The sequence below is a fragment of the Micromonospora sp. S4605 genome, from assembly GCF_003176715.1.
Lineage (GTDB): Bacteria > Actinomycetota > Actinomycetes > Mycobacteriales > Micromonosporaceae > Micromonospora > Micromonospora echinaurantiaca.
In genome coordinates, this window is record NZ_QGSW01000185.1 from 1 (window position 1) to 21337 (window position 21337).

Genomic DNA, 21337 nt, shown 5'->3' on the forward strand with positions numbered 1-21337 from the left:
GCCGAAGACCCTGCCGGCCGGGTTGCAGCGCGGCACCGGCGTCCGCCAGGTGGCGCTCACCTTCGACGACGGGCCCGACCCGGTCTGGACGCCGAAGGTCCTCGACCGGCTGCGGGCGGCCCGGGTCACCGCCACCTTCTGCGTGGTGGGGCGGAACGCCCGCCGGCACCCCCAGCTGGTCGAGCGGATCGTCCGGGAGGGCCACCAGCTCTGCAACCACAGCTGGAACCACGACCTGGACCTCGGCCGGCGGCCGGTGGCGGAGATCCGGGCCGACCTGGTCCGGACGAACAAGGCCATCCAGGCGGCCGTCCCCGGGGCGCGGGTGCCGTTCTACCGGCAGCCGGGCGGGCGGTGGACGGCCGAGGTGGTGGCGACCGCCAAGCAGCTCGGCATGAAGTCCCTGCACTGGACCGTGGACCCGCAGGACTGGGGGAAGCCGCCCGCGGCCACGATCGCCAAGCGGGTGCACAACGCCGCCCGGCCCGGCGCGGTCGTGCTGCTGCACGACGGGGGCGGTGACCGGCACGCGACCCTGGCCGCCTGCCCCGCCCTGATCGGTGACCTGAAGCGCCGCTACGGCGTCACCAAGCTCCGCTGAGCCCGTTGACCTGCGGTTTCGTGGGTCGTTGTGGCTACTGCCATACCGGTTTGGTCGACCGGCCGGGCATCACGTATGCTTTCCAAGCCTCCGGCGGGGCCGGATGGGAGCAAGTCCGCTTGAAGTTGCGAGTGTGCAATGATGGCGGGGCCGCCCTCATCGTCTAGCGGCCCAGGACGCCGCCCTTTCAAGGCGGTAGCACGGGTTCGAATCCCGTTGGGGGCACGACCGGCGCAAGCCGGAGCAACAAAGCTAGGTCCTGTGGAGCAGTCGGAGTGCTCGCCGCCCTGTCAAGGCGGAGGTCGCGGGTTCAAGTCCCGTCAGGACCGCCAGCGCTGACGCCGCGCCCAACCCGCGCGGCGTTCTGCGTATCGGAGCGTGCGACCCTCGCGGCGGAATCCCCGCCCTGCGGGTAGCATGAGCCGGGAGCACGGCCAGGTAGCTCAGTTGGTACGAGCGTCCGACTGAAAATCGGAAGGTCGGCGGTTCGACCCCGCCCCTGGCCACATAGCCTTTCGCCGGGCTACAGCGGTCCCCACCAGCGGAAACGCCGGTGGGGCCGTTCTGTATGTGCCCCTGCTGCCGTGATCGTCGCTGGCCGTGATCGACCGCTCCTGCCCACCGGACCCTGGTCAGCTCAGGATGGCGCCGCTCCGTAGCGGGTGGCGATCGCGGCGGCGCGGTCGCGCAGGGAGGTGCGCAGCCACTGCGGGGCCAGGGCCTCCGCGTTCATGGCGAGCTGCCACAGCGCCCACTCGGCGTGCCTCGAATCCTGGAAGGTCACCTCCAGCCGCAGCCAGCCGTCCGCCTCGGTCTCTTCGGCGAGGACGGCCAGCGCGGTGCCCACCAGGTCCTCGCGCCGCGCCGGGTTCACCCGTACCAGCACGGTGACCTGGTCGCCGCCGGTCCGGAACCGCGTGCTGCGATCCTGCCAGGCCCGGTCCAGATCGACCCGGTCGGGTCGCTGTGCGGGTTCGGCGAGCTCCTCGGCGGCCAGCACCCGGGACAGCCGGTAGGTACGGTCCTCGCCAGCCCTCGTGGCCAGCAGGTAGCCCTGGTCGCGCACCGTGACCAGGCCGATCGGGTCCACCGTGCGCCACTGCGGGGACCGGCCCACGGCCGCGTAGCGGATGCGCAGCCGATGCCCGGCGAACACCGCGCGCCGGACCTCGGCCACGATGGCGTCGGGCACCTCCTCGGCGACCTGCCGGCGCGCGAGCAGGTCGGTCTCCGGGTCGATGAGCAGTCGCTCGACCGCGCTGGCCGCGGTGTCCCGATAGCTTTCCGGCAGCGCGTCGACCACCTTGAGCATGGCCGAAGCGAGCGCCGAGCCGAGGCCGAACGCCTGTGCGCCGCGCCGCGATCCGGCGACCAGCAGGGCGAGCGCTTCGTCGTGGTTCAGTCCGGTGAGTTCGGTCCGGAAGCCGGGCAACAACGCGAACCCGCCGCGCCGGCCGCGTTCGGCGTAGACCGGAACGCCGGCCGCGGACAGCGCCTCGATGTCGCGCAGGACGGTGCGGGTCGACACCTCCAGCTCGCGGGCCAGCGTGGTCGCGGACAGCCGACCGCGCTGGCGCAGCAGCAGCACCAGCGAGACCAACCGGTCGGCCCGCACCCGGAAGATCATGCCAGGAATACGCGACACAGGATGTCGTGATTCGTTGGCAGGCTCGTCACCACGACGTCGAGCTGGCGACCGAGCCGATCGACGATGAGCCGAATGGAGCAGATGTGGCTGTGGAGCGTACGACGGTCAACCCGGTGACGTGGTCGGTGGCGATGGGATTCAACCAGGGTGAGCTCGTCTCCGGGCACACCCGGACCCTGTACTGCTCCGGGCAGACCGCGATGAACGACGACGGCAAGCCCCAGCACGCCGGTGACATGGCGGCACAGCTGGCGTTGAGCCTCGACAACCTGGAGGCTGTACTCGGCGAGGCCGGCATGTCCCTGGAGAACCTCGTCCGGCTCAACGTCTACACCACCGACGTCGATCTGCTCTTCGGGCACTACGGCGTGCTGGCGTCACGGTTGGGCGCGGCCGGGGTGGCGCCGACCACCACGATGCTCGGGGTGACCCGGCTGGCGATCCCCGACCTGATGGTCGAGCTCGAGGGGACCGCCGTCGCGTGATCCGACCTCGCCGCCCCCGGCAGGGCCGCCGGGGGCGGCACGAGCAGCAGACAGGTGGGTGATTCCGGTGCGCAGAATGGCGACGATCGGCGTCTACGGCTTCGACGCCGAGTCCTTCCTGCGACGACTGCGGCACGCGGACGTCCGCCTGCTGCTCGACGTACGCCAGCGCCGCAGCGTCCGCGGCCCCGAGTACGCCTGGGCGAACTCCCTCCGCCTGCAGGCGGCCCTCGCCGAGGCCCGGATCGCCTACGCGCATCACCCCGAGCTCGCCCCGACCACCGAGCTACGCCAGCTCCAGTACGCCGAGGACGACCGCCAAGGGGTCGGCAAGCGCTCGCGCCAACGGCTCGGCGCCGAGTTCACCCGCCGCTACCGCACCGAGATCCTCGACCGCGTCGACCTCACGCCGATCGTGTCGGCGCTGCCGAGCGGCGGGACCACGGCGCTGCTCTGTGTCGAGCGCGACCCTGAGGCGTGTCACCGCTCGCTGATCGCCCAGCGGCTGGCCGAGCAGCACCGCGTCACGATCGAGCACCTGGGCCCGATGTGACGCGTGAGATTCCTCCGGTCAGCGCGGCCGGTGCTGGCTCACCCCGCTCTGGATCGCCTCCCAGACACTGCGCCCGGCCTGCCGGAGCGCCTCGCTGGCCTGCGCGGCCAGGTCCGCCGGGTTGGGAGCGGCCCCGCCGGCACCCTGCGCACCCTGACCGCCGCCCGGTCGGCCCTGACCGGCACCCTGCGCACCCTGTTCCGGTCTGCCCGGCCCGGCACCGCCCGGCTGGCCGCCGCCACCTGGCTGCTGCCCCTGGCCGCCGCCCGGCGGGCCCGGCGCACCACCCGGTCGCGCCTGCTCGGCCTGCCCACCGCCGGGCGTCCCGCCACCCTGCTGCCGCTGCCCGACCTCGCCACCGCCACCCTGCTGCTGGCCACCGCCGCGCTGCTCCTGGCCGCCCTTGGCGGCCTGCTGGACGACCGCTTCCGGCCCCTGGTACCTGGCCTGCGCGCTGATCGAGCCGATCTGCTTGCCGAGCCGGTCCACCACCATGTCGAGGTGCTCGGTGCTGCCGGTGACCTGCTGGGCGCTCCGGTGCACGTCGTCGACCACCCCGCCGACGCTGCCGGCCAGCGTCTCGATGATCTGCGGGTTCCGCTCGATGGTGGTCAGGGCGCGGTCCAGGATCCGGCGCAGCTCCTCCAGCCGCACCTTCAGCACGGCCTCGGCGCGGACGTCGGTGATGTCCAGCTCGACGCCGTGCAGGTCGACCCGCACGCCGGCGTCCAACTGCACCAGGTTCGCCAGCCGGGCCTTGAGCGAGAGGTCGGCCCGCAGGTCGTCGACGGCCAGCCGGATCGACTCCACCCGGAGGTCGGGCACGTCCAGCAGCACGTCCGGCTCACCCTGCCGGCCCGGCCCGCGCGGCTCCTCGCCGTACTCCGCGTACCGGGTGCGCTCGCCCGGCCGCTGGCCCGCCGGCTCGTCCCGCCGGCCCGGCGGCTGCCCGCCCGGCTGCTCCTGCCGCTGACCCTGCTGACCCGACCCGGTTTCACTCATCTCCGTCGCTCCCCCGCTGACGACCACGGCCGGGAGGGCCCGGCCGCACCGGGCGCGGTTACCCGTTCGCGAGCCGACCATCCCTGCCCGCGTCGGCTGTCCGGAACCGGGCACCGCTCGAAGCTGCACACCGGGGCATCAGCCGGTATGGTCCGGGCCTATGGGACAGGAGACGGCCGATCCGGCGAAGATCCAGCAGGATTCCGAGCGGTTCTCGTTACGCAGCAGCCTCCTCGTCCCCGCTCCCACCGCGCAGGCGTTCGCGGTGTTCACCGGGGCGCTCACCGACTGGTGGGTGACCGAATACACCTGGTCCGGGCCGGCGCACCTGGCCGAGCTGGGGATCGAGCCGCGGGCCGGCGGCATGCTCTATGAGATCGGCCCGTACGGCTTCCGCAACGACTGGGGCCGGGTACTGACCTGGGACCCGCCCCGGCGGCTGGTCTTCACCTGGCAGATCGGCGCCGACCGGGTGCCGGTGCCGGACCCGGCGCGGGCCAGCGAGGTGGAGGTGCTCTTCCACCCGGAGGGGCCCGGGCAGACCCGGGTCGAGGTCGTGCACCGGCACTTCGACCGGCACGGCGACGCCGCGGAGGGTTACCGGCAGGCGCTCACCGCCGGCTGGCACGAGCTGCTCTCCCGCTACGCCGCCTCGGTGGGGCGGCACGCCGACATCAGCTGACGGCGGCTCAGCGGCCCAGGCCGGGCCGGCCGCCGGGAGCGGGAACCCTGCGGCCACCCAGGTCGGCGCGGCGACCGGCGGCCGCGCCGGAACCGAAGCCGGAGCCGGCCAACCGGCGCGGCGGCGCGGTACGCAGCCCCGGATAGACCTCGGCGAGCCGCCGCTGCACCCGGTCGGAGCGGTCGGCGAGCACCAACGCGACGGAGCGGCCGCCCGCCTCGGTGGCCGCGCCCTCCTCGGCGGCGCGCAACCGCCCGCCGACGATCTGCGCGAAGCCGGCCAGCCAGGAGCGCCGGTACGCGGCCGGATGCTCCCCCGCCGGCACCACGGCGGCGGCCAGCCCGTGGGCCGCCTGCACCAGCAGCGAGGTGAAGAGCAGGTCCACCCGCTCCAGGTCACTGGCGAACCCGAACAGGTGCATCGCGAACCCACTGCCCTGGCGGCGGCGTACGCAGCGGCAGCGCAGCGGCTCGGCGACCGCGGCGAGCAGACCCGCCTTGTCCCGGGCGTACGGTGCGACCACCTCGACCACCCGGTCGCCGACCGGGTCGGTGGCCGGGTCACGGGCGGCGAGCAGCGCTCGGTCCACGCCGTAGCGGGCGATCAACTCGGTCGCCTTGGCGGTGAACGCGGCCGCCTCGGCTGGTGTGCAGGCCGGGTCCTCGGCCTGGGCCAGCAGCTTGCGCACCTTGCTCAGCATGGCCTCGGACATGCCCACAGACCTATCACGGCGGCCCGACTCCCCGGCGCGCCGACCACCGGGCGGCAGGGGCTCAGCCGGCTCGGTGGCGCAGCGTGGCGACCGTCGAGCCGGCGAGGGTGAGCAGGCAGTCCGAGAGCAGGCCGTCGGCGGCGGCCGCGCCGAACAGGGCCTCGCCGGTGTCCACGTCGGCGTTGGCGTACGCGCTGACGAACCGGGCCACCCAGCGGGTGTCGTAGCCGGCCTGGTCGATGCCGGGGAAGTCCAGCGCACACGCCCCCCGCGGTACCTCGTCACCCACCATGGCGGCGGCCAGACACCACGCCACTCCGTACGCGCCGGCCAGACCGGACCGGTCGACCACCGCGTCGAACGTGCCCACCACCGCGTCGCCGTCGCCGGCCAGCGCGGAGTGGAGCACGGCGGCCGCGTCGTCGCGGATCTGCTGTGGTGAGTTCGTCACGCACCGCACAGTAGAGGGACGGGTCAAGCCACCACCTCCGGCCACCCGTCACTCTGCGTAGGCAGCGCGGTCTACCTGCGGATTGACGGGGCTCCACGGTCCCACGGTTCGAGCCGGCACGCTAATGTGCGCAACGGACCTTCGCCGGAGGAAGGACGACCATGCTCATCTCACGCGCCTCGCGGGCAGCCACCCTGGCCGCCTGCGCGACGTTCCTGCTCGCTACCAGCGCCTGCGGGACCGACCAGCCCGAGGAGGCGACCACCCACCAGGTGCGCCTCTACGGGACCGACGGCAACATGCTCAACTCGTACCCCGCCGAGTTGAAGGAGCGGGCCAATCTGGTCGACGGCATGAAGGGCACCACGCCGCTCACGCCGCTGCCGGAGGACTTCAAGAACCGGCTACGCACCGTGGACCCGAAGCTGGGCGACTTCCTCTACTCCGCCGAGGCGTACGACGCGGTCGTGATCAGCGCGCTGGCCGCCCAGCTGGCCGGCACCACCGACCCGGCCGCCATCGCCAAGCAGATCGTCGGCGTCACCAACGGCGGGCAGCGCTGCGAGGACCCGGCGAGCTGCCTCGCGCTGGCCCGCGACGGGCAGGACGTCGAGTACCGCAGCGTCTCGCTCACCCGGGCGGGCTTCACCGACGCCGGTGAGCCGGCCACCGCCAGCTACGCCACGCTGCACTTCGACGGTCAGCAGCTCAACGACGGCAAGACCGAGTTCGTCGGTGCCGGTGACGAGTCGGCGGCCAGCAGCAAGGCCCCGCCGAAGCCGAAGAAGCAGCGCGGCAAGGCCAAGGACGCCCCGCTGGTGCTGGGCGGCCTGCTGCCGAAGACCGGCGACCTGGCCCTGGCCAACCCGCCGATCGCGGCCGGCGCGGCGCTGGCCCTCAAGGAGATCAACGCGGCTGGCGGCGTGCTCGGCGAGCCGGTGACCTGGATCGACGGCGACGACGGCACCAACCCGGAGATCGCCAAGGCCACCGTGGCCAGCCACGTCGAGGCGGGCGTGCACGTCATCATCGGCGCCGGCGGTTCGGGCATCTCCCGGGCCGTGCTGCCGGAGGTGGTGAAGGCCGGCAAGGTGATGATCTCCCCGTCGAACACCGACGCCAGCCTGACCGAGGTGGACGACAACGGCCTCTACTTCCGTACCGCGCCGCCGGACAGCCTCCAGGGCCGGGCGCTCGCCGACGTGATACTGCGCGACGGTCCGCGCAAGATCGCTCTGGTCGCTCGCAAGGACTCCTACGGTGAGGGCCTGCAGGGCAACGTCCGCGAGGAGTTGGAGCGGGCCGGCTTCGGCTCCGACCGGGTCAAGCTGCTCACCTACGACCCGCCGGAGGACGCCAAGGCCGCGCCGGTCGACTTCACCGACGGGGCGAAGGAGATCAAGGACTTCGGCGCCGAGGCCGTGCTGATCATAGGGTTCGCCGAGTCGGCGCAGGTGATCCGCGCGCTGGCGGACGCCGGGGTGCAGATCCGGCACTGACCGCCGCACCAGACGCGGGACGGCCGCACCGGTTGACCGGTGCGGCCGTCCGTCGTTCCGGGGTCAGCGCGGGCGGCGCCGTTCGAGGAACTCGGTCATCCGCCGGTGCTTCTCCTCGTCCTCGAAGAGCACCGCCTGGCTGACCAGGTCGAGCTGAGGGTGGGCGGCGGCCGGCGCGTCGACGGCCAGCTTCGTCAGCCGCAGCGCCAGCGCGGAGCCCTTGGCCATCTCGTCGATCAGACCGTGCGCGGTGGGCAGCAGCTCGGCGGGTTCGGCCACCACCCGGTTGACCAGCCCGATCCGCAACGCCTCCGCGGCATCCACCCGGCGCCCGGTGAAGAGCAGTTCCTTGGCCCGGGCCTCGCCGACCAGCGCCAGCAGCCGGTGCGTCGCGCCGGCGCCGGCCAGGATGCCGAGCCGCACCTCGGGCTGACCGAAGACCGCGCGCTCCGTGCAGACCCGCAGATCGCAGGCGTACGCCAGCTCGGCGCCGCCGCCCAGCGCCGGGCCGTCCACCGCCGCCACGGTCGGCATCGGCAGCGCCCGGATCCGGGCGAACGCGGCGGAGTTGATCGCGGCGAGCGCCTCCAGCCGGCCGCGCTCGCGCAGCTGCCCGATGTCCGCCCCGCCGGCGAAGATGCCGTCCGTCCCGCCGGTGAGCAGCAACAGCCGCGGCCGCGCCTCCAACTCGGCGCAGACCGCGTGCAGCTCGGTGATCAGGTCGGCGTCGATCGCGTTGCGCTTCTCCGGCCGGTCCAGCGTGACCACCAGCCGGTCCGGGTGCTCCTCGATCCGCAGTCCGGTGCCGTGGGCCGCGTTCACGCCTTCACCCCGTTCTCCCAGCGGTAGAAGCCCTGCCCGGACTTCTTGCCCAGCCGCCCGTCGGCCACCATCTCCACCAGCAGCGGCGGCGGCGCGAACCGGTCCCCGTACGCGGCCTGGAGGGTGCGCGCGATGTCCAGCCGCACGTCCAGCCCGACCAGGTCGGTGAGTTCCAGCGGACCGACCGGGTGCCGGTAGCCGAGCACCATCGCCTTGTCGATGTCGGCCGGGGAGGCCACCCCGTCGGCCACCATCCGGATCGCCTCCAGGCCGAGGGTGACGCCGAGCCGGGAGGTGGCGAAGCCCGGCAGGTCGCGTACCACGACGGGGTCCTTGCCCAGCCGCCCGGCGAGCGCGACCGCCGCGGCGGTGGTCTCCTCGGCGGTGGCCGGGCCGACCACGACCTCCAGCAGCGCCATCGCCCAGACCGGGTTGAAGAAGTGCAGCCCGAGGAACCGCTCCGGCCGGGCCAGGCCGGTGGCCAGCTCGGCGATCGGGATGCTGGAGGTGTTGCTGCCCAGCAGCGCCGGGCGCAGCGCCTCGGCGTCGCGCAGCACCGACCGCTTGAGGTCGAGCCGCTCCGGCACCGCCTCCACCACCACGTCCGGCCCGTCGGCCACCTCGGCCAGGGCGGCGCGCAGGGTGACCCGCGCCCGGTCCGCCGCCGCCCGGTCGGCGGTCAGCTTCCCGCGCCGCACCGCCCGGTCCCACAGCTCGGCGAGCCGCGTCATGGCCGCCGCACCCCGGCCGGGGTCGACCTCCACCAGCTCGACGGTGTGCCCCGCGCCCGCCGCCACGTACGCGATGCCGAGCCCCATCGTGCCGGCGCCCACCACGACGAACCGATCGCCCATCACGCCTCCCAGTCGCGTCCGGCGGCGACACGGGGGTCGCCCGCGCCCGACGGTCCGCTCCATCCGCTCATGCCGGTACTGCGCTCCATGCCGTCCTGAGGCACGACCGCGCTGCACCGATGATTCGCTCGCTGACGCTCGCTCATGGTGCGACCCTATGAGCCCCGGTTACGCCGGTACGCGTGGGGGCGCGGCGGATCGGGTACAGACGGCGGTCAACCGAGGGAAGGACCAGTGGAGATGAGCCAGGCACCGGAGGGCGTCGCGGGCGCGGAGACCACCGAGACCGTGCAGACCCGCGGGGACGAGCGGGTGGAGCTGCTGCGCGCCGACACCAACAACGACGGCCGGACCGACGTGTGGGTGGTGGACACCGACGGCGACGGCAAGGCCGACCTGTTCCAGTTCGACACCGACCACGACGGCAAGGTCGACGTCACCATGGTCGACCTCGACGAGGACGGCACCCCGGACGAGGTGATCGACGGCGACGGCGGCCTCCCGCCCGAGCAGCTGCCGCCGACCGTCCAGGTCTGACCGACCCGCCCGGGCTCCCGCCGCGCGGCGGGGGCCCGTCCGTGTCAGCCGGCCAGCCGGAGCGTCGCCAGGTAGTACGGGGCGTCCCGGTCGTCCACGTCGGCCAGTCGCCAGGCGGTGCCCCGGACCAGCGTGCCCAGCTCGTCGGGCGAGCAGACCAGGTAGTCGAACCACGGGGTGCCCAGCTCGCGATAGCGCAGCCGCAGCCGGAGCTGGCCGCCGAGCCGGCCCCGCCGGCGGTTGTGTTCGTGGTACCCGGTGTGCACCGGGTCGCGGGTGCCGTACGGGTCGGTGCCGTGCGCGATGACCTGCGCGCCCGGGCGGGCCAGCGCGGCGAGCGCGGCGAGGAACGCCGGGGCGCGCTCCCGCCCCTCGATCAGACCGAGATTGTTGCCCAGCAGCAAGAACGTGTCGTACCGCCGGCCGTCGGCGACGTGCTCGTCGACCGTGCCGTGCACCAGGTCGCGTACGCCCCGACGTCGGCACACGTCCAGCGCCCCGGCCGAGGTGTCCAACCCGGTCACCGGCACACCTCGGTCCTGCAACTCCAGCGCGATCCGGCCGGCGCCGACGCCGACGTCCAGGGTGGCGCCCCGCACCCGGTCCACCGCCCGCCGGTCGTACGGCTGCCAGTCGGCGGGACCGTCCAGGTAGTGCGCGGCGGGGGCGCCGTTGACCAGCCCGTCGTCCCGTTCGATGATCTCGATGACCGGCCGCGGCAGCCGCCCGCCGGCCAGTGGACGCGGGCCGATCCCGGTGGCCACCGCGTACGCGTCGCGCAGCAGTTCACCGAAGACGTCACCGATCCGTGGCTCACCCGTCACGGGCTTCACGCTATCCGGCCGGTCAGTCAACCGCGCGGTCGTATCCTGGCGGCGTGACCACCTTGGACCGCCTCGCGGCGGAGAAGTACCTGCTGCTCACGACCTTCCGCAAGGACGGCCGGGCGGTGCCGACCCCGGTCTGGGCGGTCCGCGACGGCGACGCGCTGGCGGTGTGGACGGCGGCGAACTCCGGCAAGGTGAAGCGGATCCGGCGCAGCGGCGAGGTGACCGTGGCCCCCTGCGACGTGCGGGGTCGGCCGCACGGCGAGGCGGTGTCGGGCCACGCCACCCTCTGCGACCCGGCCGGCACCCGCCGGGTACGCGACCTGATCAAGCAGAAGTACCGGCTGATCGGCCGGCTCTCGTTGCTCGGCAGCCGGTTGCGCCGGGGCGAGGGCGGGACCGTCGGCGTCCGGGTCACCCTGGCCGGTTGAGCGGGACACCCGTGGACGACGCCGCACCGGACGCGACGAGGGGGCGGTGGAATGGCTCCACCGCCCCCTCGGGCAGTTCGTCTGCTGGCTCCCGGCCGTCAGTCCCCCTGGCGCTGCTGGGGGATCTGCCCCTGCAGCAGGGCCCTGACCTCCGACTCGCGGTAACGGCGGTGGCCACCGAGGGTCCGGATGGCGCTGAGCTTGCCAGCCTTCGCCCACCGGGTCACCGTCTTCGGGTCGACACGGAACATCGACGCCACCTCGGCCGGCGTGAGTAGCGGCTCTGGTTCGTGCGTTCGCGATGCCATCGGTCACTCCTCCACATGTATAGACATCGGCCGGGGTCCCGCCGGCCGACGCGTCTCCCATGGTCCGGCTAGTCCCCGATGTCCGACATGGGCCGAACGGCCGAACGTCCCTAGACGGACGGATGAACCATGCCCGATTTATGCGACTTTTACACGGCAGAAAGTACCTTATTCGGACTCATGATCACGGTTCGTGATGCGCTAGCTACGAGTCTTGCTCACCTTGGGCGCGCTCCCTGACCGGTTGGTGATCAGTTGCACCTTTCCAGCAACTGCACCGCGCGCCACCGGGCCACCAGCTTGTCGTACGCCGCGGACGCCTCCTCGGCCTCGCCCCGGGACAGCCCGGCCAGACCCGCCGCGACCAGCTCGGGCGAGTCGTCGGCGGCCAGCGTCTCGTCGGAGAGCAGTTCGACCAGGCCGCCGTAGTCCAGTTCGACCACCGAGCGCGGGTGGAACTCCTCCAGCCAGCGGGCGGCCTCCTCGACCGCCTCGGTGATCGGCGCCTCGCCGACCGACTTGCGCAGCACGGACAGCGCCCGCGACGACCGGCGCCGGGCCTTGGAGATCTCCGTCCGGTAGCGCAGCGCCCGCCGCCCGGGCCGGGTGACCAGGTCCCGCTCGGCCGGTTCGAAGAGCACGAACCAGCGCAGCGGTACGCCCCAGGTGGCCACCTGCTCGTGCACCCGCGGCACGCCGTGCTCCAGCACCCGGGCGCCGCTGCGCCAGTCCTCCACCACCGCCTTGGCCTGGCCGGCGAGCACCGGCGGCACGAACGCGTCGGCGAGCACCGGGGGCACCCCGTCACGGGCGCTCAGCGCCGCCTCGGCCACCCGGATGCGCAGGTTCCAGGGGCAGACCAGCAGCGTGTCGTCCGTCTCCAGGACGTACGCCTCGTCCGGCGGATCGGGCAGCCGGGTCCACCCGGCGCCGAGCGCCTCGATCACCGACGTCCGTTGCCGGCCCGGCCCCTCGACCGGGGCGACCGCCCGGCCCTGTTCGACGTAGCGCCGCCAGTACGACTGGCGGTCCCGGTCGAAGGCGGTCAGCGGCTCATACACGCGCAGGTATGAAGCGAAGAGCGACGGCACGGCGCGATCCTCCCACGAATCGGGACCCGAGCGCCGTCGCGCCGCCCCCACGTGCCTGGGGCGACCGGACGGCGTCGGCCGATACTAGGCTCAGCGGCACCGGCAGCATCCCGCCGGCGTCCCACCAGGTCCGCGGCCCACAAGGACGCACACCGACACAGGAGCAAGCCATGGGCGTATTCGCCAGCACCGACGACCCGGGATCGACCGGTCACGAACAGGTGGTCTTCTGCCAGGACAAGCAGACCGGCCTGAAGGCGATCATCGGTATCTACTCCACCGCGCTCGGGCCCGCGCTCGGCGGCACCCGGTTCTACCCGTACGACAGCGAGGAGGCGGCCCTCGCCGACGTGCTCGACCTGTCCCGCGGGATGGCCTACAAGAACGCCCTCGCCGGGCTGGACCTGGGCGGCGGCAAGGCGGTCATCTGGGGTGACCCCGAGCAGATCAAGACCGAGGCGCTGCTGCGCGCGTACGGCCGCTTCGTGGAGTCGCTGGCCGGGCGCTACTACACCGCCTGCGACGTCGGCACCTACGTCGCCGACATGGACGTGATCGCCCGCGAGACGAGCTACGTGACCGGCCGCAGCGTCGAGCACGGCGGCGCCGGCGACTCGTCGATCCTCACCGCCTGGGGCGTGTTCCAGGGCATGCGCGCGGCCGCCGAGCACGTCTGGGGCGTCCCGACGCTGCACGGCAAGCGGGTCGGCGTGGCCGGCCTGGGCAAGGTCGGCAAGTACCTGGTCGGCCACCTGCTCGACGACGGCGCCGAGGTGGTGGCCACCGACGTCAACCCGAAGGCGCTGGAGTGGGCGCGCACCACCCACCCGCAGGTCACCCTGGTCGACGACGCCGCGATGCTGGTCGCCGCCGACATCGACGTGTACGCCCCGTGCGCGCTGGGCGGCGCGCTCAACGACGACACGGTGCCGGCGCTGCGCGCGAAGGTGGTCGCCGGGGCGGCCAACAACCAGCTCGCCCACCCGGGCATCGAGAAGCTGCTGGCCGACCGGGGCATCCTCTACGCCCCCGACTACGTGGTGAACGCCGGCGGCGTGATCCAGGTCGCCGACGAGATCGAGGGCTTCAACTTCGAGCGGGCCAAGCTGCGGGCCACCCGGATCTACGACACCACCCGGGAGATCCTCCAGCTCGCCGACGCCGAGGGCGTGCCGCCGGCGGTCGCCGCCGACCGGCTGGCCGAGCGGCGGATGGCCGACGTCGGCCGGCTGCGCACGATCCACCTGCGCTGACCCGTCGCCGGGGGCGGGCCGTGCCGGTTCCGCCCCCGGACCGGGGCACGCCGTTAAGCTGAGAATCGGGTCGGTTCGTGGGGATTCGTCCGGTGTCATGGGTGCTCGCAGCACCGCTCCTTACCGGGTACACTGTGTGACGACCGGATAACCGCGACGCGCAGGGCCGGTCGACGGTAACCCGAGGTGCCGAACGGTGGCATCCCCATGTACCGTAAGAGCCACGAGAGATGCCTGACGTCATCGGGGCCCGCCTTCGGGCTGCCCCGCATTCTGTGCGAGGGGGTCGAGCCATGGGGCGCGGCCGTGCTAAGGCCAAGCAGACGAAGGTGGCGCGGGAGTTGAAGTACCACTCCCCGAACACCGACCTCACCGCCTTGCAGCGCGAGTTGGCGGGTGCTGGTAAGTCTGAGCACAACTTCGACGACGACTACAAAGAGTATGTCGACGACGATGATGAGGATCACGCGGACGAGGACCCGGACACCTGGGTCCGTCCGACCCGCTGACCTCTCCGGTCGCAGCTGAGCACGCGGCAACCTCCCGCGTGCTCACGCATGCGCCCATCGAAGCGGCGCCATGACCGACGATCAGGGACCTGACCGCGCCGGAGGCGACTCCGGTCGATCGGCAGGTCCCTGATCCCGGTCCGCCTCAGCGGGGCCGGTTGTTCCAGTTGTAGAACGTCGGGATGTTCTCGAAGTGGTTCCAGGCGCAGACCGCGCTGGCACCGTCGCCGCCCGCCACCTCCGCCCGCAGCCGTCGCGCGGCCTCGGCCTCGTGCAGCAGCGCGGTGAGTCCCGGGGCGGCCTCCCGCACCCGCTCGGCGACCCCGTCCGGGGCGGCACCCGCCACGCGCTCAGGCCGGTGACTGGTGGTCTCGGGCATGCTCCAACACTCCCTCCAGTAGGCGGATCTTGCTGTTGCGGCAGTGCTCGGTCTCCGTACCGTCAAAACGCCCCAGCTCGAAGTAGCGGTTGGCCGCGTGACCCCCGCCACAGAAGCCGAAGTAGGGGCAGGACGAGCGGCATGCCTCCACGCCGGTCAGGAACTCGCCCACCCAGGGCGTACCCGCCGCGCCGGCCAGGATCTCGGCCAGCGGCGTGGCCAGCACGTTGCCACTGCTGAAGTCGCCGTACCGGGCGTCGGTGAAGCCGGCCAGCTCCGGCGAGAGCACGGTCACCGAGCCGTCGTGGCCGACCGTCGGGATCGGGTCCAGCCGGCGCGGCAGCAGGTCGTCAGCGGTGCCGTCCAGCACCGCCGCGGCGTACCGCAGCGACCACTCGACCTCCCGCAGGTGGATCCGCGGATCCCGGCGCCAGGCCGCCACCAGCTCCGCCCAGAAGGCGGTCACCGCCCCGGCGTCGTGTGAGTTGCCGCGGGTGTTGACCCCCTCGGTCTCCTCGATGTTGACGCCGAGCACGTCGCAGCCGAGCGCGAGGAAGTAGTCGTACAGCTCGGCGGCCCGGCCCGGCTCCGGGCGGCTCACCACCGCCAGCGCCGAGAACGGCAGGCCGTGCCGGCGCAGCGCGGCCACCCCGCGCAGGATCCGGTCGTACGCCGGCCGGCCGGCCCGGGTCACCCGGTCGCCGTTGCGCTCCCGCGGCCCGTCCACGCTCACGCTCACCCGCACCCGGTGCTCGGCGAAGAACGCACACCAGGCGTCGTCGATCAGCGTGGCGTTGGTCTGGACGTGGTGCTCGACCTCCGGCCCGAACGGGGCCAGCAGCGCGGCCAGGTGCTCCCGGCCGGCGGCCAGCGGCTCACCGCCGTGCCACACCACCGAGAACCGCCCGGCCGCCGCCCACGGGTTGACCGACGCCGCGACCGCCTCGGCCACCGACACCGGCATCCGCCGGTCGGCCGAGCGGAAGGGCAGGTAGCAGTACGCGCAGTCCAGGTTGCAGAGGGTGGTGGGCTGCATCACGACGTACGACGGAACGGCGGCCAGGCCGCGCATTCCGCTGAACGACTGTCCCCGAGCAGCCATCGCCCTCCTCCGCTGTGCCTGAGGGTGCCCTTCAGGCTAGGCGGCGATGGCCACTCGGGTGAAGCCCTGATCAGGTGCCCGTACGATCACCAGAGCGTGATCATCCGCGGGTGTGGTGACCGATCATCTGCACGTTGCCGGAGCCCTCGATGATCTCGCCGGCCTGCCACGCGTCGACACCGCGGCCGGTCAGCGTGGCCAGCGCGCGGTCGGCGTCCTCCGCCGACACGATGGCGAACATGCCCACGCCCATGTTGAAGGTCGCCTCCATCTCCGGGTCCTCGATCCGGCCCTTGGCCTGGATCAGGTCGAAGATCGGCTGCGGCTTCCAGGTGGAGCGGTTGACCACGGCGTCCACGTGCTCCGGCAGCACCCGGACCAGGTTGCCCGGGATGCCGCCGCCGGTGACGTGGGCCAGCGCCCGCACCTCGGCCTCGGCGATCAGCTTGAGGCAGTCCTGCGCGTAGATCTTGGTCGGGGTGAGCAGCTCCTCGCCGAGCGTCCGCTGCCGGCCGAAGTCCTCGATCACCACGTCCAGCCGCATCCGGCCGGCCCCGAGCAGCACGTGCCGGACCAGCGAGTAGCCGTTGGAGTGCAGGCCGGAGGAGCGCATCGCGATGACCACGTCGCCCACCTCGACCCGCTCCGGGCTGAGGATCTCGCTCTCCTCCACCACACCGACGCCGGTGGCGGAGATGTCGTACTCGTCCGGCCGGAGCACGCCCGGGTGCTCGGCGGTCTCGCCGCCCAGCAGCGCGCAGCCGGCGTACCGGCAGCCGTCGGCGATGCCGGCGCCGATCTCGGCGACCTTGTCCGGCACGACCTCGCCGGTGGCGATGTAGTCGAGCAGGAAGAGCGGCTCCGCGCCGCAGGCCACCAGGTCGTCGACGACCATCGCGACCAGGTCGATGCCGACCGTGTCGTGGATGTCCATCTGCTGGGCGATCACCAGCTTGGTGCCCACGCCGTCGGTGGACGAGGCCAGGATCGGGTTCTTGTACTTCTTGGTGTCCAGCCGGAACAGGCCGGCGAAGCCACCCAGGTCGCCCAGCACCTCGGGCCGCCGGGTCTGGCGCACCTTGGACTTCAGCAGCTCGACCGCGCGGTCGCCCGCCTCGATCGACACGCCGGCGTCCGCGTACGAGACCGAGCGTTTGCGCGCCTGGCGGCCGGCACCGGCCGTCCACGGCTGGCGCTCGCCGCCGGCGCCGGTCGGGCTGCTTCCTGCGCCGCTGCGCTCGGACACGTGCGTCACGGTTCTCCCCTTTGTGGTTCTCGGCGCCGTGGCGGTGGCCGGGGCGCCGGTGGTGCTACGGGCGGTGTGCGGTCGCGCCGCCCGGAGTGGCGACGAGTGGCGGGGTGGTGCGGTCGAGGGCGTCCGGGGTGGTGTTCGCGACCCGACGGCCCACCCCTTCGAGCACGTGCTTGCCGATCAGGTTGCCGGCCGGCAGCTCGATCGGGTACTCCCCGTCGAAGCAGGCGCGGCACAGCCGGGTCTTCGGCTGCTCGGTGGCGGCGATCAGCCCGGGCAGGGACACGTAGCCGAGCGTGTCGGCGCCGATCGAGCGGCGGACACCTTCGGTGTCCAGGCCGTTGGCCAGCAACTCGGCCCGGGTGGCGAAGTCGATGCCGTAGAAGCACGGCCACTTGACCGGCGGCGAGGAGATGCGCACGTGCACCTCCAGCGCGCCGGCCTCGCGCAGCATCCGGACGATCGCCCGCTGGGTGTTGCCGCGCACGATCGAGTCGTCGACCACGACCAGCCGCTTGCCCCGCACGTTCTGCCGCAGCGGGTTGAGCTTGAGCCGGATGCCGAGCTGGCGCAGGGTCTGCGAGGGCTGGATGAAGGTCCGCCCGACGTACGGGTTCTTCATCAGGCCCGCGCCGTAGGTGATGCCGGACTCCTCGGCGTAGCCGATCGCCGCCGGGGTGCCCGACTCCGGCACCGGGATCACCAGGTCGGCCTCGACCGGGTGCTCCTTGGCCAGCTGGCGGCCGATCTGCACGCGGGCGGCGTGCACGTTCCGGCCGGCGATGGTGGCGTCCGGGCGGGCGATGTAGACGTACTCGAAGAGGCAGCCCTTGGGTTCCGGGACGGCGAACCGGGTGGAGCGCAGCCCGTCCTCGTCGATGGCGATCAGCTCGCCGGGCTCCACCTCGCGCACCACGCTCGCGCCGACGATGTCCAGCGCCGCGGTCTCGCTGGCCACCACCCAGCCGCGCTCGAGCCGGCCGAGCACCAGCGGGCGAACGCCGTGGGCGTCGCGGGCCGCGTACAGCGTCGACTCGTCCATGAAGACGAAGCTGAACGCGCCGCGCAGCTGCGGCAGCACCTCCAGCGCGGCCGCCTCGACGGAGAGGTCGGGGCGGCTGGCCAGCAGCATGGTCACCAGCGAGGTGTCGTTGGTCGAGCCGTCCGCGACGAGGCCCCGCTCGGCGACCTCGCGCTGCAGCTCGGCGGTGTTGACCAGGTTGCCGTTGTGGGCCAGCGCGATGGTCGTGCCGGAGCTCGTGGACCGGATGGTCGGCTGGGCGTTCTCCCAGGTCGACCCGCCGGTGGTGGAGTAGCGCGCGTGCCCGATCGCGACGTGCCCGCGCAGGCTGGCCAGGGTCGGCTCGTCGAAGACCTGGGCGACCAGGCCGAGATCCTTGTAGACCACCACGCCGGAGCCGTCGCTCACCGCGATGCCGGCCGCCTCCTGACCCCGGTGCTGCAGCGCGTAGAGCCCGAAGTAGGTGAGGTTGGCGACCTCCTCCCCGGGCGCCCAGACGCCGAAGACGCCGCACGCGTCCTGCGGGCCGGGTCGTTGGGGGTCAAGGTCGTGGCTCAGCCGGCCGTCGCCTCGGGGCACCTGCCGCTCCCTCATGCTGATCTGGACTGGCCTGGCGGATCACGGGGGCGACCCACACGTCTCGGCCGGGACCTCTGTCGTCGCCTGACAGTGTACGCGAATCGGTGTCGATACAGAAAGTCACGGAATCGCTCCGATCCGTTACCTAGATCGCTTCCCCGTCCGCGTGGAGCGGCAGATATTCGGAAAGATCCGCCCGGACCCCGCTCACCGATACGCGACCCTGCGTAACCGCCCGTTCCCAGTCGAGCCGCCCGGTCGCCAGTTCCAGCCAGGTGCGCGGATCCGTCTCCACCACGTTCGGCGGCGTGCCCCGGGTGTGTCGGGGACCGGAAATGCACTGAACTGCACCGTAAGGTGGGACACGCACCTCCACCGATCGGCCGGGGGCGCGTTCCGCGAGGGCGGTCAACAGGGCACGGACCGCCTCTCGGAGCACCGGTCGTTCGGGGGTAAGCCCCTCATCGAGCGCCGACAACGCCGCCGTCACCGCGGCGGACTTAATGTGCGGAGAGGACACCACGGGACGATACGACTCGCCCGGAGCCGGGCCGACGCTGCCCCTGGGTCGCGCTGATCCGGTCAGACAAGGCATAGTTGCCGACGGCGTATTCGTACCGTGATGATCCCCGGCCGGCGCCCGCCGGTCCAGGGAAGTCAGCCCGGAAGGCGGTGGACGTGTCAACACACCGACGAGCCTGGAAGCAGCGGGCCGGTGTGGTCGTGGCGCTGGTCGTCGGCGCCCTGCTCGCCGTCCCCGCCACACCAGCCCAGGCCGCCCGGATCCAATCCTCCGGCAACTCGGTCACCATCGACGCCGGCCGCAGCGGCACCGTGGCTGTCGAGATCGCCGGGGAGATCGGTGAGGACTCCGCCAAGGTCAGTGTCACCGGCCTGCCCAGTGGCGTGCAGTGCACCGGGGGTTGCGGAGACGTCAACTTCGACGGCGTACCGCCGCGGGCCTCGGTCACCCTGACCCTGACGGCGAACGCGAACGCCCCGGCGGCGAACGGCACCCGGGCGACGATCCGGGTCGAGGGCAACGGGACCGATTCCGCTTCGCTCAGCGTGACCGTCAAGGCGGCGGCCCCGCCCGAGGTGCAGACCGTCCGGTCGGTTTCCGGCAAGGTGGTCAAGCAGGCCGACAGCAGCGCGGTGCCGAACGCCGTGGTGATGCTCCAGGACGGCAACGGCAAGCGCACCGAGACGATCAGCGACGACAGCGGCAACTTCCGGTTCACCGGCACCAGCGACAAGCCGATCGCCCCGGGCCGGCTGGCCCTCGGCGCGAGCTTCGACAACATCGTCGCCACCAAGAGCTTCACCGCCAGCGCCGGCCAGAGCATCACCAACCAACGGCTGTCCCTGGCGATCAAGGTCGAGGTGACGCCGAGCGCCACCCCGTCGGCGTCCGAGGAGCCGCTGCCGACCGAGGAGGCCACCGACGAGACGGCCGAGGAGACGCCGGAGGCGACGGCGGGCGCGGCGAACAACGCCAGCAACTCCGACGGCGGCGGCATGGGCTCCTACCTGATCATCCTGCTCGGCGGCCTGCTGGTCGCGGCGGGTGTCGGCACCATCGTGCTGCTCTGGATGAAGCGCCGGGAGAACGCCGACGACGCCGACGGGGACGCCCCGGCGGGCGCCGCCGCCGCGGGTGCGGTTCCGGCCGCCCGGGGCGCGTACCGGGGCGCGGACGACCAGACCCGGGTGGTGAACGGGGTCGGCGCCGGACCGGACCGGACAATGGTTGCCGGCGGCGGGTCGCTCGCCGACGCGCCGACGATGATGCACCGGCCGGTGGTCGACGACGTGCCGCCGGACCCGTACGGCGCCCCGCCGCAGCCGTACGGCGCCGCGAGCCCGCAGTCGGGCTGGGCGGGCGCCGGCTACGGCGACGAGCCGGCTGGCCCCGGTGGCTACGGCGGCGGCTACGGCAACGCCCCGTCCTCGGGTGGCGGCTACGGCAACGCCCCCGCCTCGGGCGGCGGTTACGGCAACGCCCCCGCCTCGGGCGGCGGTTACGGCAACGCCCCCGCCTCGGGCGGCGGCTACGGCAGCCGGGACTACGGCGCCCCGGCCGGTGGCGCCGCGGGCTACCCGCCCAACGGCGGCGGCTACGGCGACCGGTACGACGAGCCGACCGGCCGGTACACCGGCGACGCCACCCAGTACCCGGCCCCCGCCGACCCGTACGCGACCGGCACCTACCAGCCCGACCAGGGCGGCTACGGCCAGTCCGACCCGGCCCCCTACAGCCGCGGCGGCGAGCCCACCGGTGGCTACGACCAGGGCGGCTACGGCCAGTCCGACCCGGCCCCCTACAGCCGCGGCGGCGAGCCGACCGGCGGATACGACCAGGGCGGCTACGGCCAGCAGGGCGGTTACGGCCAGGAGCCGCCAACCCAGCGCGGCGGCTACGACAACAGCTACGACCAGGGCGGCTACTACGGCGACCAGCCGCAGGGCGGGCGCGGTCGGCCGGACGGCCCGCCGCCGCAGGACCGGGGTGGCCGCCGGCTGGACTGGCTGGACGACTGACCATCCGGGCCCTCCGGCCCGTACGAACACCGAAAGGGCCGCCCGGTCGACCGGGCGGCCCTTTCCGTTCGCCGCTGTCGCCGGGGAATACCCCGCCGGCGTGGCGTCGCGCTTCCCGATGGGTGCTCCATCCACGCGCCGCCCCCGGGCTGCGCCGATGCGGATGGGGCGCGGCACCCGCTGGCCGGGGCGGGCCGT

At 73.1% G+C, this 21337-nt stretch carries 23 protein-coding genes, 3 tRNA genes and 1 pseudogene; 13 read left to right on the forward strand and 14 right to left on the reverse strand.

The genetic code is table 11. The annotated features are described in order from the left end of the window. From DLJ47_RS14700 to DLJ47_RS14715, 4 genes are all read left to right on the forward strand, one after another. Nucleotides 1-601, forward strand: a 601-nt coding sequence (locus DLJ47_RS14700) for a polysaccharide deacetylase family protein (RefSeq protein WP_109900590.1), incomplete at its 5' end; no start/stop codon positions are given. Between the two features lie 152 nt (nt 602-753). Beyond that, nucleotides 754-826 (forward strand) — tRNA-Glu (locus DLJ47_RS14705). Between the two features lie 30 nt (nt 827-856). After that, nucleotides 857-933: transfer RNA gene (locus DLJ47_RS14710), tRNA-Asp, on the forward strand. 100 nt (nt 934-1033) lie between these two features. After that, nucleotides 1034-1107 (forward strand) — tRNA-Phe (locus DLJ47_RS14715). A 131-nt stretch (nt 1108-1238) separates the two neighbouring features. Here the strand turns inward: DLJ47_RS14715 and DLJ47_RS14720 are convergent. Next, nucleotides 1239-2228, reverse strand: a complete 990-nt coding sequence (locus tag DLJ47_RS14720; protein WP_233257840.1) for a helix-turn-helix transcriptional regulator — start codon at nt 2226-2228, stop codon at nt 1239-1241. A gap of 104 nt (nt 2229-2332) precedes the next feature. On the opposite strand from DLJ47_RS14720, the gene DLJ47_RS14725 reads away from it, so the two are divergent. Continuing rightward, complete coding sequence (locus DLJ47_RS14725) at nt 2333-2734, forward strand: RidA family protein (protein WP_233257841.1); 402 nt, start codon at nt 2333-2335, stop codon at nt 2732-2734. Between the two features lie 76 nt (nt 2735-2810). Then, nucleotides 2811-3287: a DUF488 domain-containing protein gene (locus DLJ47_RS14730; protein ID WP_233257842.1), complete on the forward strand. Its 477-nt coding sequence runs from the start codon at nt 2811-2813 to the stop codon at nt 3285-3287. An 18-nt stretch (nt 3288-3305) separates the two neighbouring features. On the opposite strand, the gene DLJ47_RS36280 is transcribed toward DLJ47_RS14730, so the two are convergent. After that, complete coding sequence (locus DLJ47_RS36280; RefSeq protein WP_199235854.1) at nt 3306-4289, reverse strand: hypothetical protein; 984 nt, start codon at nt 4287-4289, stop codon at nt 3306-3308. 160 nt (nt 4290-4449) lie between these two features. Here DLJ47_RS36280 and DLJ47_RS14740 point away from each other — a divergent pair, with 160 nt between their 5' ends. Next, nucleotides 4450-4971 carry an SRPBCC family protein gene (locus DLJ47_RS14740; protein WP_109900593.1) on the forward strand — a complete coding sequence of 174 codons (522 nt, stop codon included), beginning with the start codon at nt 4450-4452 and terminating at the stop codon, nt 4969-4971. Nucleotides 4972-4978: 7 nt separating this feature from the next. On the opposite strand, the gene DLJ47_RS14745 is transcribed toward DLJ47_RS14740, so the two are convergent. After that, nucleotides 4979-5683, reverse strand: coding sequence for a DUF2786 domain-containing protein (locus DLJ47_RS14745; protein ID WP_109900606.1), 705 nt, complete (start codon nt 5681-5683; stop codon nt 4979-4981). A gap of 61 nt (nt 5684-5744) precedes the next feature. Further along, a complete protein-coding gene (locus tag DLJ47_RS14750; protein WP_088996890.1) occupies nt 5745-6134 on the reverse strand; it encodes a hypothetical protein in 390 nt (129 codons plus the stop codon). 161 nt (nt 6135-6295) lie between these two features. Here DLJ47_RS14750 and DLJ47_RS14755 point away from each other — a divergent pair, with 161 nt between their 5' ends. After that, complete coding sequence (locus DLJ47_RS14755; protein ID WP_109900594.1) at nt 6296-7633, forward strand: ABC transporter substrate-binding protein; 1338 nt, start codon at nt 6296-6298, stop codon at nt 7631-7633. A 63-nt stretch (nt 7634-7696) separates the two neighbouring features. Here DLJ47_RS14755 and DLJ47_RS14760 read toward each other — a convergent pair whose 3' ends face one another. Next, nucleotides 7697-8476: an enoyl-CoA hydratase/isomerase family protein gene (locus DLJ47_RS14760; RefSeq protein ID WP_109900607.1), complete on the reverse strand. Its 780-nt coding sequence runs from the start codon at nt 8474-8476 to the stop codon at nt 7697-7699. After that, nucleotides 8452-9309, reverse strand: coding sequence for a 3-hydroxyacyl-CoA dehydrogenase family protein (locus DLJ47_RS14765; protein WP_109900595.1), 858 nt, complete (start codon nt 9307-9309; stop codon nt 8452-8454). The genes DLJ47_RS14760 and DLJ47_RS14765 overlap by 25 nt, the downstream gene beginning before the upstream one ends. Nucleotides 9310-9549: 240 nt before the next feature. Here DLJ47_RS14765 and DLJ47_RS14770 point away from each other — a divergent pair, with 240 nt between their 5' ends. After that, complete coding sequence (locus tag DLJ47_RS14770) at nt 9550-9846, forward strand: hypothetical protein (RefSeq protein WP_088998046.1); 297 nt, start codon at nt 9550-9552, stop codon at nt 9844-9846. Nucleotides 9847-9890: 44 nt separating this feature from the next. Here the strand turns inward: DLJ47_RS14770 and DLJ47_RS14775 are convergent, their stop codons facing one another. Next, a complete protein-coding gene (locus DLJ47_RS14775) occupies nt 9891-10670 on the reverse strand; it encodes a class I SAM-dependent methyltransferase (RefSeq protein WP_109900608.1) in 780 nt (259 codons plus the stop codon). A gap of 53 nt (nt 10671-10723) precedes the next feature. Between DLJ47_RS14775 and DLJ47_RS14780 the strand changes: the two genes are divergently transcribed. Next, entirely contained in the window at nt 10724-11104 is a 381-nt protein-coding gene (locus DLJ47_RS14780; RefSeq protein ID WP_109900596.1) for a PPOX class F420-dependent oxidoreductase, read from the forward strand. A 98-nt stretch (nt 11105-11202) separates the two neighbouring features. On the opposite strand, the gene DLJ47_RS14785 is transcribed toward DLJ47_RS14780, so the two are convergent. Next, on the reverse strand, nt 11203-11412 hold the full coding sequence (locus DLJ47_RS14785; protein WP_007073996.1) for a BldC family transcriptional regulator: 210 nt from the start codon (nt 11410-11412) through the stop codon (nt 11203-11205). A 251-nt stretch (nt 11413-11663) separates the two neighbouring features. Further along, the gene (locus DLJ47_RS14790) at nt 11664-12503 is read right to left on the reverse strand and encodes a hypothetical protein (protein ID WP_109900597.1); all 840 of its coding nucleotides are present in this window, start codon (nt 12501-12503) and stop codon (nt 11664-11666) included. Nucleotides 12504-12673: 170 nt separating this feature from the next. On the opposite strand from DLJ47_RS14790, the gene DLJ47_RS14795 reads away from it, so the two are divergent. Together DLJ47_RS14795 and DLJ47_RS14800 are read left to right on the forward strand one after the other, a co-directional pair. Continuing rightward, nucleotides 12674-13756, forward strand: coding sequence for a Glu/Leu/Phe/Val family dehydrogenase (locus DLJ47_RS14795; protein ID WP_109900598.1), 1083 nt, complete (start codon nt 12674-12676; stop codon nt 13754-13756). 293 nt (nt 13757-14049) lie between these two features. Further along, nucleotides 14050-14265, forward strand: a complete 216-nt coding sequence (locus DLJ47_RS14800; RefSeq protein ID WP_088996883.1) for a DUF3073 domain-containing protein — start codon at nt 14050-14052, stop codon at nt 14263-14265. A gap of 145 nt (nt 14266-14410) precedes the next feature. On the opposite strand, the gene amcA is transcribed toward DLJ47_RS14800, so the two are convergent. From amcA to DLJ47_RS14825, 5 genes are all read right to left on the reverse strand, one after another. Continuing rightward, entirely contained in the window at nt 14411-14644 is a 234-nt protein-coding gene (amcA, locus tag DLJ47_RS14805; RefSeq protein WP_109900599.1) for a multiple cyclophane-containing RiPP AmcA, read from the reverse strand. Beyond that, complete coding sequence (gene amcB, locus DLJ47_RS14810; protein ID WP_342447635.1) at nt 14616-15716, reverse strand: cyclophane-forming radical SAM peptide maturase AmcB; 1101 nt, start codon at nt 15714-15716, stop codon at nt 14616-14618. Before amcB ends, amcA begins: the two co-directional genes overlap by 29 nt. Before the next feature lie 130 nt (nt 15717-15846). Continuing rightward, nucleotides 15847-17001 (reverse strand): phosphoribosylformylglycinamidine cyclo-ligase, encoded by a 1155-nt coding sequence (gene purM / locus DLJ47_RS14815; RefSeq protein WP_088996880.1) that lies wholly within the window; start codon nt 16999-17001, stop codon nt 15847-15849. Nucleotides 17002-17056: 55 nt separating this feature from the next. Next, nucleotides 17057-18598 (reverse strand): amidophosphoribosyltransferase, encoded by a 1542-nt coding sequence (purF, locus tag DLJ47_RS14820; RefSeq protein WP_109900609.1) that lies wholly within the window; start codon nt 18596-18598, stop codon nt 17057-17059. A 145-nt stretch (nt 18599-18743) separates the two neighbouring features. Continuing rightward, nucleotides 18744-19088: a sterol carrier family protein gene (locus tag DLJ47_RS14825; RefSeq protein ID WP_396778870.1), complete on the reverse strand. Its 345-nt coding sequence runs from the start codon at nt 19086-19088 to the stop codon at nt 18744-18746. A 132-nt stretch (nt 19089-19220) separates the two neighbouring features. On the opposite strand from DLJ47_RS14825, the pseudogene DLJ47_RS14830 reads away from it, so the two are divergent. After that, nucleotides 19221-21139, forward strand: a pseudogene (locus DLJ47_RS14830) (hypothetical protein). Nucleotides 21140-21337 lie beyond the last annotated feature (198 nt).

Bases quoted from the DNA above. Each gene is read 5' to 3' on its own strand.
- DLJ47_RS14720 (WP_233257840.1), bottom strand. From the start codon at position 2,228: ATGATCTTCCGGGTGCGGGCCGACCGGTTGGTCTCGCTGGTGCTGCTG.
- DLJ47_RS14730 (WP_233257842.1), top strand. From the start codon at position 2,811: ATGGCGACGATCGGCGTCTACGGCTTCGACGCCGAGTCCTTCCTGCGA.
- DLJ47_RS36280 (WP_199235854.1), bottom strand. From the start codon at position 4,289: ATGAGTGAAACCGGGTCGGGTCAGCAGGGTCAGCGGCAGGAGCAGCCG.
- DLJ47_RS14740 (WP_109900593.1), top strand. From the start codon at position 4,450: ATGGGACAGGAGACGGCCGATCCGGCGAAGATCCAGCAGGATTCCGAG.
- DLJ47_RS14745 (WP_109900606.1), bottom strand. From the start codon at position 5,683: ATGTCCGAGGCCATGCTGAGCAAGGTGCGCAAGCTGCTGGCCCAGGCC.
- DLJ47_RS14755 (WP_109900594.1), top strand. From the start codon at position 6,296: ATGCTCATCTCACGCGCCTCGCGGGCAGCCACCCTGGCCGCCTGCGCG.
- DLJ47_RS14765 (WP_109900595.1), bottom strand. From the start codon at position 9,309: ATGGGCGATCGGTTCGTCGTGGTGGGCGCCGGCACGATGGGGCTCGGC.
- DLJ47_RS14770 (WP_088998046.1), top strand. From the start codon at position 9,550: ATGAGCCAGGCACCGGAGGGCGTCGCGGGCGCGGAGACCACCGAGACC.
- DLJ47_RS14785 (WP_007073996.1), bottom strand. From the start codon at position 11,412: ATGGCATCGCGAACGCACGAACCAGAGCCGCTACTCACGCCGGCCGAG.
- DLJ47_RS14795 (WP_109900598.1), top strand. From the start codon at position 12,674: ATGGGCGTATTCGCCAGCACCGACGACCCGGGATCGACCGGTCACGAA.
- DLJ47_RS14800 (WP_088996883.1), top strand. From the start codon at position 14,050: ATGGGGCGCGGCCGTGCTAAGGCCAAGCAGACGAAGGTGGCGCGGGAG.
- amcA (WP_109900599.1), bottom strand. From the start codon at position 14,644: ATGCCCGAGACCACCAGTCACCGGCCTGAGCGCGTGGCGGGTGCCGCC.
- amcB (WP_342447635.1), bottom strand. From the start codon at position 15,716: ATGCGCGGCCTGGCCGCCGTTCCGTCGTACGTCGTGATGCAGCCCACC.